This window comes from Vibrio ruber DSM 16370, assembly GCF_900163965.1.
GTDB lineage: Bacteria > Pseudomonadota > Gammaproteobacteria > Enterobacterales > Vibrionaceae > Vibrio > Vibrio ruber.
Genome location: NZ_FULE01000026.1, coordinates 61,656 through 75,716, shown reverse-complemented (window position 1 = coordinate 75,716; position 14,061 = coordinate 61,656). Strand labels below are relative to the sequence as shown.

Genomic DNA, 14,061 nt, shown 5'->3' with positions numbered 1-14,061 from the left:
GCCATCGTTTCCAATGGTTATCCCCCACATCAGGGCAATTTCCCAGACTTTACTCACCCGTCCGCCGCTCGACGCCGAGAAAGCAAGCTTTCTCTCGTTTCCGCTCGACTTGCATGTGTTAGGCCTGCCGCCAGCGTTCAATCTGAGCCATGATCAAACTCTTCAATTAAAGTTTTTGTGACACCAAAGTGTCGGCTCAATGAATACTGCTTTTTGTCTCTGCTTAAAAGCAGAAGCAAAAAGTGACATTACATAAGTAATGTTGAATTGACTGTGCTCCTATTGAATAACAGTTACCTGCATCCAACTTGATTTGGTCACTCGATTCATTGATAAAATCTTTTTGGATATTTATCGACGAGTGCCCACACAGATTGATTGGTCTATATTGTTAAAGAGCGATTCTTCTAAACGTTCTCCGTTCGAAGAGGCGGTCATTCTAGCGAGATAAATCTTGGTGTCAAACACTTTTTTCAGATTTATCTTTCGGTGAAGACCGGACTCACACAGCCGGGGATTTCTCTCCGCGATTCCGTGTCAGCGAGGGGGCATTATAGGGATCGCTTTTCGATTGGCAAGCCCTTTTTAATAACTTTTCTTATGTTTCTAATCAACCGAGTGTTTTTTAGGCAGAACGTCTGTTTTTACTCCAAACCGAAAAGCCATTATCCTTATCCGACCTAGCCAAAAGCAAAAAACTAACATATTGAGGAGAGCATCATGAGTTCAATTCGAAGTTATAAAGGTATTACACCAGAACTGGGGCTGCGTGTTTATGTGGATAGTACCGCTGTATTAGTCGGTGATATCCAAATCGGTGATGATTCAAGTATCTGGCCTTTGGTGGCAGCCCGTGGTGATGTTAACCATATCCATATTGGTAAAAGAACCAATATTCAGGATGGGTCGGTGCTTCATGTTACTCACAAAAATGCTGCGAACCCGGATGGTTATCCATTGATTATTGGCGATGATGTAACGGTTGGCCACAAAGCAATGCTCCATGGCTGTACGATTCAGGATCGGGTTCTGGTTGGCATGGGCAGTATTATTCTTGATGGCGTCACGGTCGAGAGTGAGGTTGTGATTGGAGCCGGAAGTTTGGTGCCACCCAATAAAACATTACCGAGTGGCTACCTTTATATGGGCAATCCAGTTAAGCAGGCGCGTCCACTAACGGATGAAGAGCGAGACTTCTTGCTCAAATCAGCGGAGAACTACGTTCAGAATAAAGATGACTTTCTTCATCAAGTAGAAGATATCTAATTACAGACAACCAGTTCGATTTGCCCGAGCGCATTATATGCCTCATCTTCAATGAGCTGCTCGGCCAATTCTTCGCAGTCAAAACGATACTGCGAGAAAATACTGACAGCCGTTTCTTCACTTGTGATTTGCTGGCCGGAAAGCTGTTCCAGAACAGTAACGGCAAGCACACACTCAATTAACGCTCCCTGACGTTGAGCCGGGAAGCGTATTTGCTGCGTGGTTTCGTCCCAAGACTGCACATCAGGAAAAAGAATCGATTGATTCATAGACTGCCTTCCAAGTTGCGTCTCAGTTCACTTAATATCTGCCGCGTACCGGGACGAATGCCGCGCCATAACATGAAACTTTCCGCGGCTTGTCCGACTAGCATTCCCAAACCATCATAGGCGTGAGCACAGCCATTCTCCACGGCCCACTGATTAAACACGGTAAGCCCTTTGCCATACATCATGTCATAGGCAACACTTTTTTCAGCAAAGATATCACCGGAAATATCTGGCAGTTCCCCAGACAGACTCGCTGACGTCGAATTAATCACCACATCAAATGCGGTATGAATTTCTGACATCGGCTGAGCAGAAACCGGGACAGATGTCTGATTTTGATTATTGTACTCTTGGAAAAAAGCAGCAAGGTCTTGTGCTTTGGTGAACGTCCGGTTAGTAATCACAATCGAGTCAGGTGATTGTGCTAATAAAGGATGAATCACACCTTTTGCTGCACCGCCTGCACCAATTAATAAGATTTTTGCTCCCTGCAAAGGCACCTGATACTGCAACAAATCCTGAACCAGACCGGCACCATCGGTATTGTCTCCGAGAATGCCGCCATCATCGAGTTTCTTCAATGTATTGACCGCACCGGCAATTCGGGCGCGCTCAGTCAGTTGATCAGCAAACGCATAGGCCTGTTCTTTAAATGGGACGGTTACATTACATCCCTTTCCCCCGTGAGAGAAAAAGTTTCCCACCGTGGCTTTAAAACCATCTATCGGTGCCAATTCGGCCGTATAGATCATGTCCTGATTGGTCTGACGAGCAAATAACGTCTGGATAAAAGGAGATTTACTGTGACCGATTGGATTGCCGAATACTGCGTACTGATCCTGATAAGCCATATCCCTGCCTTCATTCAAAGAAATAGAAAAGAATCGTTTGACCCTATCACTCCCGGCTCGGGCTGTCACCAGTCTCTTGGTGTCAAATACTCAGCCAAGCGAGCCTCAGCGCTGCCGGTTTCAGGCTGATACCCGTACTCCCAGCGTACTAACGGTGGCATTGACATCAAAATAGACTCGGTACGTCCTCCGGATTGCAGACCAAACAGCGTACCCCGGTCAAACACCAGATTAAATTCTACATATCGACCCCGTCGATAGAGCTGGAACTGGCGTTCATGTTCTGTAAACGGGCTGTCTTTTCGTTGCTCTACAATCGGCAGATAAGCACGGGTGTATCCCTCACCGACTGCCCGGATATAAGCAAAACAGGTGTCGAAGTCCCACTGATTGAGATCATCAAAGAAAAGTCCGCCAACACCCCGGGTTTCCTCTCGATGCGGTAAGAAAAAGTACCGATCACACCAATCTTTATGTTGTGGGTACACCTCTGAACCAAACGGCTGACAAATCTCTTTCGCTACTTGGTGCCAGTGATAGCAATCTTCGTCAAATGGATAGCATGGCGTTAAGTCAAAGCCACCGCCAAACCACCAGACGGGTGCTTCGCCATCTTTTTCTGCAATGAAGAAGCGCACATTCATATGAGAGGTCGGGACGTAAGGATTGTTAGGGTGCATCACTAAAGAAACGCCCATCGCCTCGAATCGACGTCCTTTTAACTCCGGTCGGTGTGCGGTAGCAGATGCAGGCATTTCATTGCCTGTGACATGAGAAAAATTAACCCCGCCTTGTTCAAATACATGGCCATTGCGCATCACGCGGCTCCGTCCGCCGCCGCCCAAACGTTCACCCGGCTCACGGTGCCATTCATCTTGCTCAAACCGGGACAAACCATCAGTTGCTTCAAGCTGCTGACAAATCGAATCCTGTAGTTGCAGTAAAAAAGTTTTAACGGCTTGTTTATCAATCCCACTCATCGCGATTTCCCTTGTTTCTACCCTTGTCTTAATATTGCCAGCGTACGTGCGTCCCGGATCTCACTGGGCTTATCACGTCCACCGGTTTGCCCTGCCAAAATTGCGTGAAGGCAATGACCAAGTTGCTGCTGAACCGCTTCTGTCGTCATACAAGGCGGCTGCCCCGTTAAATTGGCGCTGGTTGAAGTAATGGGCTTGCCGTAAGCCTCACACAATTGCCGGACTTGTGGATGATCCGTGACCCGGACAGCAACCGTATCAAACAAACCACTGAGCCAGACAGACACACGCTCGCTGGCCGGCATCACCCAAGTGACCGGCCCCGGCCAACTGGCTTGAATATCCGCCAGCCGTTGTGCGGAAAGCTGACGTTCATCAATATAAGGCTGTAATTGTGCATAACTAGACGCAATAAGAATCAGCCCCTTTTCAACCGGACGATTTTTGATTTCCAGTAGTTTTTGAATGGCATCAGCCCGGTCAGGGTCACACCCGACGCCAAAGACACCTTCAGTCGGATAGGCAACCACACCGCCTTGATACAACGCATCAAGCACTTGCTCAAAATTATTCACAATACTTCTCAATATGCTCGGATGATGAAGCCACTAGTGTACAAACGATCATGCCAGAAAACGAAATCAATTTTGTACAAATCTATCTTGTTAGCAAACTAACCCGACGCAAACGTTTTCCTTGAAGAGATTTCCTCGTATAATGCGCGCAAAATTATCGCACATTGATATCATCAACATGCTTGCGCATTGCAATAAATCTGAAGGAATTTGAGATGAAAGTCGGAATTATAATGGGCTCGAAGTCCGATTGGCCAACCATGAAACTTGCCGCAGACATGCTAGAGCAATTCGGTGTCGAATATGAAACCAAAGTCGTTTCAGCACATCGTACACCTCAGTTACTGGCCGACTATGCAAGCCAGGCGAAAGACCGAGGCCTTAAAGTAATCATCGCAGGCGCAGGGGGCGCAGCTCATTTACCGGGCATGGCCGCAGCGTTCACCAGTCTACCAGTGCTGGGAGTCCCTGTTCAGTCAAAAGCCTTAAAGGGTATCGATTCACTCTTGTCTATTGTTCAAATGCCGAAAGGTATTGCAGTCGGCACCTTAGCAATCGGGGAAGCCGGTGCAGCGAACGCCGGGATTCTGGCAGCTCAAATCATTGGTGTTCATGATGAACAGGTCATGCAGAAAGTTGAAGCATTTCGCCAGTCACAAACAGATACCGTTCTTGCCAATCCAGATCCAACCGAGGAATAACCAGTATGCACGTACTTGTCTTAGGCGCAGGCCAGTTAGCGCGGATGATGTCTCTTGCCGGTGCACCCTTGAATATTCACATCAGCGCCTTCGATGTGGTCAGCGGTCAGATTATTCATCCACTGACTCAAGAAGTTCAGGGGCATGGGTTGGAAAATGCCATTCAGCAAGCGGACGTCATTACTGCTGAATTTGAACACATTCCCCATGATATTCTCCACCAGTGTGAACAAAGCGGAAAGTTACTCCCCGGTGCACAAGCCATTAAAACCGGTGGTGACCGTCGTGTCGAAAAAGCATTACTTGATCAAGCCGGCGTCAAAAATGCCAAATATTTCGTCATCAATACCCGAGATGATTTCGACAGCGCCATCCGCCATGTCGGTATTCCTATGGTGCTGAAGAGCGCTTTGGGTGGATATGACGGAAAGGGGCAATGGCGCCTGAAATCAACCGCGGATGCCGATAAAATCTGGCCGGAAATGCAACAGTGTATCGAAGCCAGTGACAATCAGGCGATTGTTGCTGAAGAATTTGTCCCCTTTGACAGAGAAGTGTCATTGGTCGGTGCTCGCGGCAAAAACGGGGAATGGGCAGTTTACCCGCTTTCAGAAAACATCCACACCGACGGGGTTCTCAGTCTGTCGACCTCAATAGATGCGCAAGCGTTACAGCAACAAGCCAAAACGATGTTTGAAGCCGTTGCCAATACACTCAATTATGTCGGTGTTCTCGCTCTGGAATTTTTTGATGTTCAAGGGCAGTTACTTGTTAACGAGATCGCGCCTCGGGTTCACAACTCAGGCCATTGGACTCAACAGGGCGCGGATACATGCCAATTTGAAAACCATTTACGGGCAGTCTGTGGCTTACCGTTGGGCAGTACAAAACTGATCCGTCCGACATGTATGGTCAATATTTTGGGTGAAGATACACTCCCCTCAGAAATTCTGGCTACGGAAGGATGTCATATCCACTGGTATGGCAAAGAAAAGCGTTCAGGCAGAAAGATGGGACATATCAACGTCAGTGCAGATTATTATGCGGAGCTAGAGCGAATCATCTGTTCGCTTGCGGATGTACTCTCGGCAGACGCATTTCCGGCGGTTCATCAATTCGCCAGCCAGCACAAGTAATCTCCGGTGTCGCTTTCTTGCACAACAGAGTCATTGAGCGACAACCCTCATCAGCCAAGGGTCTCAAAGCCCTTGGTAATTTATTTCGCTGCAGAGTCAGTCTCTTGCACATGACCACATCGACGGGCAGCACAAATTAACGTTGTACCGGCCGCTGATTTTTTCTCAATGAGTAACGGAAAGCCACATTCGCTGCATTGCCCGAATACCGGGGGAGCATTCACGGCAAACTTACACTTCGGATACTGATCGCACGCCCAAAAAGTCTTACCAAAACGAGATTTCCGTTCTACCAGATGACCCGTATTGCATTCCGGGCAACTCACCTCATTCGGTTGCTCAGTCTTGGGAGGATCTGAAGATTCAATATGATGACATTGCGGGAAATGACTACAGCCGATAAACATGCCATAACGCCCCTGCCTTAAGACTAACTCGTGACCACATTCAGGGCAGGGAACGCCTAACGCTTTGACAATATGTCCATCGTGCTGGTGACGCGGGCGAATGTAGTCACATGCGGGATAAGCCGAGCAGCCCCAAAATGGTCCGTGTTTACCATGACGCAACTGTAACTCACTACCACATTTGGGACATGACTCAACTTCGTCCAAAGCATGTTCATGTGCAGAAAATAATTGCTGATCTATACGACGACTCATTGAATCTCTATCAATGCAAAATGCCTTGTTCTTTGGTATACAACCATTCTTCCATCAGCGTATAAGCACTCTCATTACCGGGAACATTGAACAGCACCATCAGAATAATCCATTTCAAATCATCCAGTTCAAATTCATTGGTTTCTAGTCCCATCACCCGATCAATGACCATCTCTCGAGTTTCGGGGGTCAACACTTTAATCTGTTCAAGGAACAACAGGAATCCGCGGCATTCAACATCAAGTCGGGCGGTCTCCTTCTCGGTATAAACTCTCATTGCTGTTGCAGCACTGATCGATAACGGAGAATGCACATCACTTTGTTGTAGTGATGCCAATTCTTCCAACCAGTTAAGGGCTTTGTAGATCTCTTTCTGATGAAAACCTGCACGCAGGAGCTCATCCTCTAACTCATCTTGATCAACTTGTAACTCAGCATCGCTATGGATGTAAGTTTCGAACAGATACATAAGAATATCCATCATCATAGCTAGCCCCTCCCCTTACGAATGTAGCCACCAGCAACTGCAATCACATGCCCGGATAATTCCAACTCTAGGAGCTGTCTCATCACTTCATGAACTGGTATATGGGTACGTGTTGCAAGAATATCAACTGGTGTCGCTTTTACCCCTACGTTAGCTAACACTTCAGCAAATGGCAATTCTTCGTCGTCAATTAATGGCGGAAAAAGCTCATTTTGCTGAATTTTCTCTTTTGGCTTCTCTTGCTTAATCCAAGCAGATAACGTACCAACTTCAGAGAGTATCTGTTCAATATTCTGAACTAAGCAAGCGCCATCACGAATTAGTGCATTACTTCCCCGATAACCAGACTGATGAATCGCGCCCGGGATCACAAAAACATCCCGGTTTTGCTCAACAGCGTATCTTGCCGTAATTAATGACCCGCTTTTTTCTGCGGCTTCAATCACCAGCACTCCCAGAGATAACCCACTGATAATTCTGTTTCGACGAGGAAAGTTCGTTGCTTTCGGGGGCGTTGAGGGACAAAATTCTGACACCAGTACACCGGATTGCTGTTCAAGTATTCGCTCAGCCAGCCCCCGATGCCGAGCCGGATAGATGCGATCCAAACCAGCGCCTAAAACCGCAATGGTTTTGCCGCCACCGTCTAAAGCGCCTTGATGGGCTTGTCCATCAATTCCCAGCGCTAATCCACTGGTCACTGCCACTTGATGCTGAGCAATACCATTCGCAAAATGCCATGCATCTTGCAATCCTTGCATACTGGCATAGCGACTCCCCACAATGGCAAGCTGTGGGACGGACAACAGCGCCGGCTCTCCCTGCACAAACAGCAGCGGTGGCGGAGACGGAATTTCTTTCAGCAACGCCGGATAATCCGGAGAAAAATAAGCCACGATATGGCGATGATTGCCACGTATTTGCCATTGAAGGCAATCCTCAGCCACCTGATTCGCTGCATCAGATAACAGATAAGAGACCTGTACCGGTGTGAGCCCGACAGTAAGCCACTCTTTTGCAGAATAATGAGATAACGCCTCAAGCGATACTTTCCCGAGCAGCTTTAGCAACGATTGCATTCCCAAACGGGGTGTCAAGCTAAGCTTTATCCAGATCGATAATCGATCATTTTCAGCGACATTAGAGGTTGATTGATGCATCTCCGGCAATATCCTGATACTGAGTGATAGGTTGGCGAAACAGAGGTCTTATCGACGGATGATTAATAATCACTTCGATTTATCACTCACAATGCTGTCAATTAGGTCTTAAAATGTCTAGAATTGGAACATTGAACTTTCTATTGTTTCGGCACATTTCAACAATTTGAGTGTATATGTCTGTATTACAAGTATTAACTTTTCCTGATGAGCGCTTAAGAACGGTCGCCAAGCCCGTTCAAGAAGTCACACCTGAAATACAAAAGTTCGTTGATGACATGATCGAAACCATGTACGAAGAAGATGGGATTGGTCTGGCAGCAACGCAGGTTGATTTCCATCAGCGTATTGTCGTAATTGATGTCTCAGAAACCCGTGATCAGCCTCGTGTATTAATTAACCCTGAAATTATCGAAAAACGGGGAGAAGACGGTATTGAAGAAGGATGCCTGTCGGTACCGGGAGCAAGAGCGCTAGTGCCGAGAGCGGCTGAAGTCACCGTTCGCGCACTGGACAGAGACGGCAAAGAATTCACCTTTGAAGCCGATGACCTTCTGGCGATTTGTGTGCAACATGAGCTAGACCATCTTCAAGGGAAATTATTCGTCGATTATCTCTCTCCGCTGAAACGTAAGCGGATTAAAGAGAAACTGGAAAAAATCAAACGCGCGAACGAAAAAAAGAAAAATGAAGCATAAGTGAGGTCACGGTGAGTCAGTCACTCAGAATTATTTTTGCCGGAACTCCGGATTTTGCCGCCCGTCATCTGGCGGCATTATTGTCTTCAGCGCATGAAGTCATTGCAGTCTACACCCAACCCGACCGACCAGCCGGACGCGGCAAGAAACTAACCGCAAGCCCGGTCAAAACCTTGGCGACAGAGCATCACATTCCGGTTTATCAGCCGGAAAATTTCAAATCGCCAGACAGCAAACAGCAACTGGCTGAGCTCAATGCTGATTTAATGGTGGTTGTGGCCTATGGGCTTTTGTTGCCCCAAGCCATCTTAGATGCTCCGAAATTAGGCTGTATTAATGTGCATGGTTCGATTTTACCCAAATGGCGCGGGGCTGCTCCGATTCAGCGCGCGATATGGGCGGGAGATGCAGAAACCGGGGTAACCATCATGCAGATGGACGCTGGGTTAGATACCGGTGACATGTTATCGATTGCCAAACTTCCTATAGAATCAACCGATACCAGTGCTTCGATGTATGAAAAACTGGCTCAGTTAGGACCACAAGCATTGATTGAAATACTCGATGCGCTCAGTAATGGTCAAGTCACACCGGTTCCTCAGGATGATCAGCTGGCAAGTTACGCTCAGAAGCTGAGTAAAGAAGAAGCCCGTATCGACTGGTCACAACCTGCCGATTTTATTGAACGCTGCGTCCGGGCATTCAACCCTTGGCCTGTCAGTCATTTTTCCGTCACCGATACCAAAGCAGAAGTTCCCCCTTCGATTAAAGTCTGGAAAAGCCGTGTTGAACACTCGTTAACCGACCAACCGGCCGGAACGATCATTCAAGCGGATAAAACGGGCATTTATATTGCTACAGGAAAAGATGTTCTGGTGTTAGAGCAACTGCAAGTTCCCGGCAAGAAAGCCATGCCCGTACAAGATATTCTCAATGCCCGCGCCGAATGGTTTGAGGTTGGAACTCAGCTCAATTAATACGTTCGATAACCGATCGGTTATCTACTTTACTTAAGGTTCAGATTCATGATGAATGTTCGTGCTGCTGCCGCTTCAGTTGTCTTTCAAGTTGTCGATCAAGGCGCATCACTGTCCTCCGTACTACCAGAGGCTCAGAAAAAAATAAAACCCAGAGATCACGCGCTGCTTCAGGAAATCTGTTTTGGTGTTCTCCGCTATCTGCCGCGTTTAGAAGCAACAGCAAATGAGCTGATCAGTCAACCGCTGACCGGAAAAAAACGGGTTTTTCATCATTTAATTCTGGTGGGGTTATATCAGATTCAATTCATGCGCATTCCTGACCATGCCGCAGTCGGAGAAACCGTCAGTGCAACTCAGGATTTAAAAGGTTCACGGCTACGTGGCTTGATTAACGCCATTCTGAGAAATTATCAGCGCAACAGCGCATCGATCGATCAACGCATTCAAGACAGCAAACATGATGCCGTTCAATACTGCCATCCAAAATGGTTATTGAAATTACTTCAGGAAAGTTATCCGGAGCAGTGGCAGGCAATTGTCACGGCCAACAATCACAAGGCACCGATGTGGCTGCGGATCAACCATCAGCATCACACCACAGCAAGTTACGTGAAGTTGCTGGAAGAACAAAATATTGATGTGAGTCTACACCCACAAGCAAAAGACGCCATAAAATTGGCGACACCTTGTGACGTCACATTATTACCGGGTTTTGAGCAAGGCTGGGTATCTGTTCAGGATGCAGCGGCACAACTATCGGTTCATTATTTAGCACCGCAAGCCAAAGAGTTGATTCTTGACTGTTGTGCCGCACCCGGTGGTAAAACCGCACATATTCTGGAACAAGTTCCCAATGCTCAGGTTGTTGCCGTCGATTGTGACTCATCGAGATTAAACCGGGTGAATGAGAATCTTGCACGACTCAATCTGAGTGCACAGGTGATCTGTGGCGATGCCCGACATCCAGAGAACTGGTGGCATGGCGAGCAGTTTGATCGTATTTTACTCGATGCGCCTTGTTCAGCAACGGGGGTTATCCGCAGACATCCCGATATCAAATGGCTCCGCCGTGCCGATGATATTGCTGCGTTAGCCACACTGCAAAGCGAGATTCTGGATGCGATGTGGTCGCAACTAAAACCAGGCGGAACCATGGTTTATGCCACTTGTTCTGTGTTACCTCAAGAAAATAGTCAGCAGATAAAAACGTTTTTATCTCGAACATTAGATGCACAACTGATAAATTCAGAGATTGATAATCCGGGGCGACAAATTCTGCCGGGAGAAAATGATATGGATGGTTTCTATTATGCAGTCTTGCAGAAAACCATCTAGTGTGACTTGAAACATTATATCTGAGTCATCACGGATTTTAAGCGCACTGTCTTTGCAGTGGTAAACAAGAGATTATGTTATGAAAATCATCATTCTTGGAGCCGGTCAGGTAGGTGGCACACTGGCGGAAAACCTAGTTGGTGAAAACAACGATATTACGATTGTCGATAAAAGTAGTGAGCGCCTGAGAGAACTTCAGGACAAATACGACCTTCGTGTTGTCAATGGACATGCAAGCCATCCGAGCGTTCTCAAAGAAGCGGGTGCTCAGGATGCCGATATGTTGGTCGCGGTTACCAATACCGACGAAACCAATATGGCCGCCTGTCAGGTGGCATTTACCTTGTTTAACACCCCCAACAGGATTGCCCGGATTCGTTCTCCCGAATACCTTGCAGAAAAGGAAACACTCTTCCATTCAGGGGCCGTACCGGTAGACCATTTAATTGCCCCCGAAGAACTGGTCACCAGTTATATCGAGCGCTTAGTCCATTACCCCGGTGCGTTACAAGTGGTCAGTTTCGCCAATCAAAAAGTCAGTCTGGTCGCGGTAAAAGCGTATTATGGCGGCCCGCTGGTTGGTAATGCACTCTCGGCACTACGCGAACATATGCCGCATATCGAAACCCGTGTCGCAGCAATTTTCCGTCAAGGCAGACCGATTCGCCCTCAGGGAACGACCATCATTGAAGCCGACGATGAAGTGTTCTTCGTGGCTGCCAGTAACCATATCCGCTCAGTTATGAGTGAACTGCAACGCCTCGAAAGACCCTATCGCAGGATCATGATTGTCGGTGGTGGCAATATCGGAGCAAGCCTCGCCAGGCGCCTCGAGCACAGCTACAGTGTGAAACTGATTGAGAGACACTACCAGCGAGCTGAATACCTGTCAGAGCAGTTGGAGAATACCATTGTGTTCTGTGGTGATGCCGCAGATCAGGAGCTATTGACTGAAGAGAACATCGATCAAGTCGATGTGTTCATCGCCCTGACCAATGAAGATGAAACCAACATTATGTCAGCCATGTTAGCAAAACGCTTGGGCGCTAAAAAAGTAATGGTTCTGATTCAGCGGGGCGCTTACGTCGATCTGGTTCAAGGCGGTGTGATTGATGTTGCGATCTCACCACAACAAGCGACAATTTCTGCATTACTGACTCACGTTCGCCGGGCCGATATCGTCAATGTCTCCTCTTTACGCCGTGGCGCAGCGGAAGCCATTGAAGCAATAGCCCACGGTGATGAAACCACGTCAAAAGTTGTCGGCAAAGCAGTCGGTGATATCAAACTACCTCCCGGCACGACCATCGGTGCAATTGTGCGTGGTGAAGAGGTACTGATTGCCCATGACCGGACAGTCATAGAACAGGATGACCATGTTGTGATGTTCTTGGTCAATAAGAAATATGTTTCCGATGTGGAAGCGCTGTTCCAACCCAGCCCATTTTTCCTGTAGTGATTGACGACCATGCTGAATCTGAAATCGATTCTATTTGTGCTGGGCTTGGTTCTCTCCAAACTGGCTCTGTTTATGTACGTTCCGACACTGGTGTCTTTTGTCAGTGGCACGGCCGGATTTCTCGACTTCGGACAGGCAGTACTCATTACCCATGTTGCTGCCTTTATTTTTCTGACCCTAGGCCGAACCGCTAATTTTAAGCTCAATGTCCGAGACATGTTTCTGATTACCAGTTTAGTCTGGACGGTTGCCAGTGCGTTTGCGGCACTGCCTTTCGTATTTATCAATCACATCAGTTTTACCGATGCCTATTTTGAAACGATGTCCGGTATTACCACGACCGGCTCGACCGTCCTGAGCGGGCTGGATAACATGGCACCCAGCATTTTACTTTGGCGTTCTATCTTACAATGGCTGGGTGGGGTCGGATTTATCGTCATGGCCGTGGCCGTCCTACCGATGCTCAATGTCGGCGGGATGAAACTGTTCCAGACGGAATCTTCTGACTGGTCCGATAAAAGTAGCCCCCGGGCCAAAACCGTCGCAAAAAATATTGTGATTGTGTATGTCATTCTGACGCTTTTATGCTGTATTGGCTACGTCATGACGGGCATGACGGTATTTGAGGCTATCAACCATTCATTCACAACACTATCGACCGGCGGTTATTCGACCTCTGACGGATCGATGAATCACTTCTCAAAAGGTGCCCATTGGGTTGCCACCGTGTTTATGTTTCTTGGCGGATTACCCTTTTTACTGTTTGTCTCCGCCATCCGGAAAAAAACACCGATCGAACTGTATAAAGATGCTCAAGTGCGCGGTTTCTTCTATCTCTTTCTCGCAGCAAGCGGCATTGTGGCGTTATGGCTGGTTATCCACAACGGCTATCCCGTGGTGGATGCCGTCCGGGTTGCAATGTTTAATATTGTCTCAGTAGTGACGACAACCGGATACGGGCTGGATGACTTTACCGCCTGGGGGGCGCTACCCAGCACATTATTTGCGTTCTTAATGATGGCCGGAGCTTGTTCCGGTTCAACGGCCGGCGGGATCAAAATCTTCCGCTTTCAAATTGCTATCACACTCCTCAACCGGCAGATGATGAAACTCATCCATCCTTCCGGGGTCTTTGTCCAGCGTTATAATAACCGCCCGGTTACGGATGATATCGTGCGCTCAGTCGTCGCTTTTGCACTGACGTTTGTCATTACGATCATCATTATTGCAGCCGCACTCAGTGCTATGGGATTGGATCCGACGACCAGCATTTCCGGTGCCATCACCGCGGTCTCAAACGTCGGCCCGGGGATGGGGAATATTATCGGCCCGACCGGTAACTTTGCGCCGCTACCGGACATGGCGAAATGGATCCTGAGTTTTGGTATGTTAATGGGACGGTTAGAAATTCTGACGATTCTGGTGCTGTTTTTCCCGGCATTCTGGCGACGTTAAAACAGACAACAACGGTTGGAATGGCATGTCGAAGTTCGGTAACGAAT

15 protein-coding genes and 1 rRNA gene are annotated in these 14,061 nt (G+C 47.8%); 8 read left to right on the top strand and 8 right to left on the bottom strand.

All coding sequences use genetic code 11. The features are described 5' to 3' along the window. Window positions 1–169, bottom strand: a 16S ribosomal RNA gene (locus VR7878_RS09505); the annotation flags it as partial. Between the two features lie 551 nt (window positions 170–720). Between VR7878_RS09505 and VR7878_RS09500 the strand changes: the two genes are divergently transcribed. Beyond that, window positions 721–1,266 (top strand): gamma carbonic anhydrase family protein, encoded by a 546-nt coding sequence (locus tag VR7878_RS09500; protein ID WP_077335594.1) that lies wholly within the window; start codon window positions 721–723, stop codon window positions 1,264–1,266. Here the strand turns inward: VR7878_RS09500 and VR7878_RS09495 are convergent. The 4 genes from VR7878_RS09495 to tsaC form a co-directional block, all read right to left on the bottom strand. Continuing rightward, window positions 1,263–1,535 (bottom strand): DUF1488 family protein, encoded by a 273-nt coding sequence (locus VR7878_RS09495; protein ID WP_077335592.1) that lies wholly within the window; start codon window positions 1,533–1,535, stop codon window positions 1,263–1,265. The genes VR7878_RS09500 and VR7878_RS09495 overlap by 4 nt on opposite strands. Beyond that, complete coding sequence (gene aroE / locus VR7878_RS09490; RefSeq protein ID WP_077335590.1) at window positions 1,532–2,386, bottom strand: shikimate dehydrogenase; 855 nt, start codon at window positions 2,384–2,386, stop codon at window positions 1,532–1,534. The genes VR7878_RS09495 and aroE overlap by 4 nt, the downstream gene beginning before the upstream one ends. A gap of 65 nt (window positions 2,387–2,451) precedes the next feature. Continuing rightward, a complete protein-coding gene (hemF, locus tag VR7878_RS09485; RefSeq protein WP_077335588.1) occupies window positions 2,452–3,366 on the bottom strand; it encodes an oxygen-dependent coproporphyrinogen oxidase in 915 nt (304 codons plus the stop codon). Window positions 3,367–3,383: 17 nt separating this feature from the next. Then, window positions 3,384–3,941 carry an L-threonylcarbamoyladenylate synthase type 1 TsaC gene (gene tsaC / locus VR7878_RS09480; protein ID WP_077335586.1) on the bottom strand — a complete coding sequence of 186 codons (558 nt, stop codon included), beginning with the start codon at window positions 3,939–3,941 and terminating at the stop codon, window positions 3,384–3,386. Window positions 3,942–4,156: 215 nt separating this feature from the next. Here tsaC and purE point away from each other — a divergent pair, with 215 nt between their 5' ends. Next, complete coding sequence (purE, locus tag VR7878_RS09475; RefSeq protein ID WP_077335584.1) at window positions 4,157–4,642, top strand: 5-(carboxyamino)imidazole ribonucleotide mutase; 486 nt, start codon at window positions 4,157–4,159, stop codon at window positions 4,640–4,642. A gap of 5 nt (window positions 4,643–4,647) precedes the next feature. Next, complete coding sequence (locus VR7878_RS09470) at window positions 4,648–5,778, top strand: 5-(carboxyamino)imidazole ribonucleotide synthase (RefSeq protein WP_077335582.1); 1,131 nt, start codon at window positions 4,648–4,650, stop codon at window positions 5,776–5,778. An 80-nt stretch (window positions 5,779–5,858) separates the two neighbouring features. Here the strand turns inward: VR7878_RS09470 and VR7878_RS09465 are convergent, their stop codons facing one another. From VR7878_RS09465 to dprA, 3 genes are read right to left on the bottom strand one after another with little or no spacing between them, the layout of a single operon-like run. Beyond that, a complete protein-coding gene (locus tag VR7878_RS09465; RefSeq protein WP_077335580.1) occupies window positions 5,859–6,440 on the bottom strand; it encodes a DNA topoisomerase family protein in 582 nt (193 codons plus the stop codon). A gap of 10 nt (window positions 6,441–6,450) precedes the next feature. Further along, window positions 6,451–6,924, bottom strand: coding sequence for a DUF494 family protein (locus VR7878_RS09460; RefSeq protein WP_027694359.1), 474 nt, complete (start codon window positions 6,922–6,924; stop codon window positions 6,451–6,453). A gap of 5 nt (window positions 6,925–6,929) precedes the next feature. Beyond that, complete coding sequence (gene dprA / locus VR7878_RS09455) at window positions 6,930–8,087, bottom strand: DNA-processing protein DprA (RefSeq protein ID WP_077335578.1); 1,158 nt, start codon at window positions 8,085–8,087, stop codon at window positions 6,930–6,932. 176 nt (window positions 8,088–8,263) lie between these two features. Between dprA and def the strand changes: the two genes are divergently transcribed. The 5 genes from def to VR7878_RS09430 all read left to right on the top strand — a co-directional run bounded on the left by def (window position 8,264) and on the right by VR7878_RS09430 (window position 14,014). Continuing rightward, complete coding sequence (gene def, locus VR7878_RS09450) at window positions 8,264–8,785, top strand: peptide deformylase (protein WP_077335576.1); 522 nt, start codon at window positions 8,264–8,266, stop codon at window positions 8,783–8,785. Between the two features lie 11 nt (window positions 8,786–8,796). Then, complete coding sequence (gene fmt / locus VR7878_RS09445; RefSeq protein WP_077335574.1) at window positions 8,797–9,762, top strand: methionyl-tRNA formyltransferase; 966 nt, start codon at window positions 8,797–8,799, stop codon at window positions 9,760–9,762. Between the two features lie 51 nt (window positions 9,763–9,813). After that, the gene (gene rsmB, locus VR7878_RS09440; RefSeq protein WP_077335607.1) at window positions 9,814–11,100 is read left to right on the top strand and encodes a 16S rRNA (cytosine(967)-C(5))-methyltransferase RsmB; all 1,287 of its coding nucleotides are present in this window, start codon (window positions 9,814–9,816) and stop codon (window positions 11,098–11,100) included. Between the two features lie 79 nt (window positions 11,101–11,179). Beyond that, window positions 11,180–12,556: a Trk system potassium transporter TrkA gene (gene trkA / locus VR7878_RS09435; RefSeq protein ID WP_077335572.1), complete on the top strand. Its 1,377-nt coding sequence runs from the start codon at window positions 11,180–11,182 to the stop codon at window positions 12,554–12,556. Between the two features lie 12 nt (window positions 12,557–12,568). Then, a complete protein-coding gene (locus VR7878_RS09430; RefSeq protein WP_077335570.1) occupies window positions 12,569–14,014 on the top strand; it encodes a TrkH family potassium uptake protein in 1,446 nt (481 codons plus the stop codon). Window positions 14,015–14,061 lie beyond the last annotated feature (47 nt).

Excerpts from the sequence above, each read along its gene's own strand:
- VR7878_RS09500 (WP_077335594.1), top strand. The coding sequence starts at position 721 with ATGAGTTCAATTCGAAGTTATAAAGGTATTACACCAGAACTGGGGCTG.
- VR7878_RS09495 (WP_077335592.1), bottom strand. The coding sequence starts at position 1,535 with ATGAATCAATCGATTCTTTTTCCTGATGTGCAGTCTTGGGACGAAACC.
- aroE (WP_077335590.1), bottom strand. The coding sequence starts at position 2,386 with ATGGCTTATCAGGATCAGTACGCAGTATTCGGCAATCCAATCGGTCAC.
- hemF (WP_077335588.1), bottom strand. The coding sequence starts at position 3,366 with ATGAGTGGGATTGATAAACAAGCCGTTAAAACTTTTTTACTGCAACTA.
- purE (WP_077335584.1), top strand. The coding sequence starts at position 4,157 with ATGAAAGTCGGAATTATAATGGGCTCGAAGTCCGATTGGCCAACCATG.
- VR7878_RS09470 (WP_077335582.1), top strand. The coding sequence starts at position 4,648 with ATGCACGTACTTGTCTTAGGCGCAGGCCAGTTAGCGCGGATGATGTCT.
- VR7878_RS09465 (WP_077335580.1), bottom strand. The coding sequence starts at position 6,440 with ATGAGTCGTCGTATAGATCAGCAATTATTTTCTGCACATGAACATGCT.
- VR7878_RS09460 (WP_027694359.1), bottom strand. The coding sequence starts at position 6,924 with ATGATGGATATTCTTATGTATCTGTTCGAAACTTACATCCATAGCGAT.
- dprA (WP_077335578.1), bottom strand. The coding sequence starts at position 8,087 with ATGCATCAATCAACCTCTAATGTCGCTGAAAATGATCGATTATCGATC.
- def (WP_077335576.1), top strand. The coding sequence starts at position 8,264 with ATGTCTGTATTACAAGTATTAACTTTTCCTGATGAGCGCTTAAGAACG.
- rsmB (WP_077335607.1), top strand. The coding sequence starts at position 9,814 with ATGAATGTTCGTGCTGCTGCCGCTTCAGTTGTCTTTCAAGTTGTCGAT.
- trkA (WP_077335572.1), top strand. The coding sequence starts at position 11,180 with ATGAAAATCATCATTCTTGGAGCCGGTCAGGTAGGTGGCACACTGGCG.
- VR7878_RS09430 (WP_077335570.1), top strand. The coding sequence starts at position 12,569 with ATGCTGAATCTGAAATCGATTCTATTTGTGCTGGGCTTGGTTCTCTCC.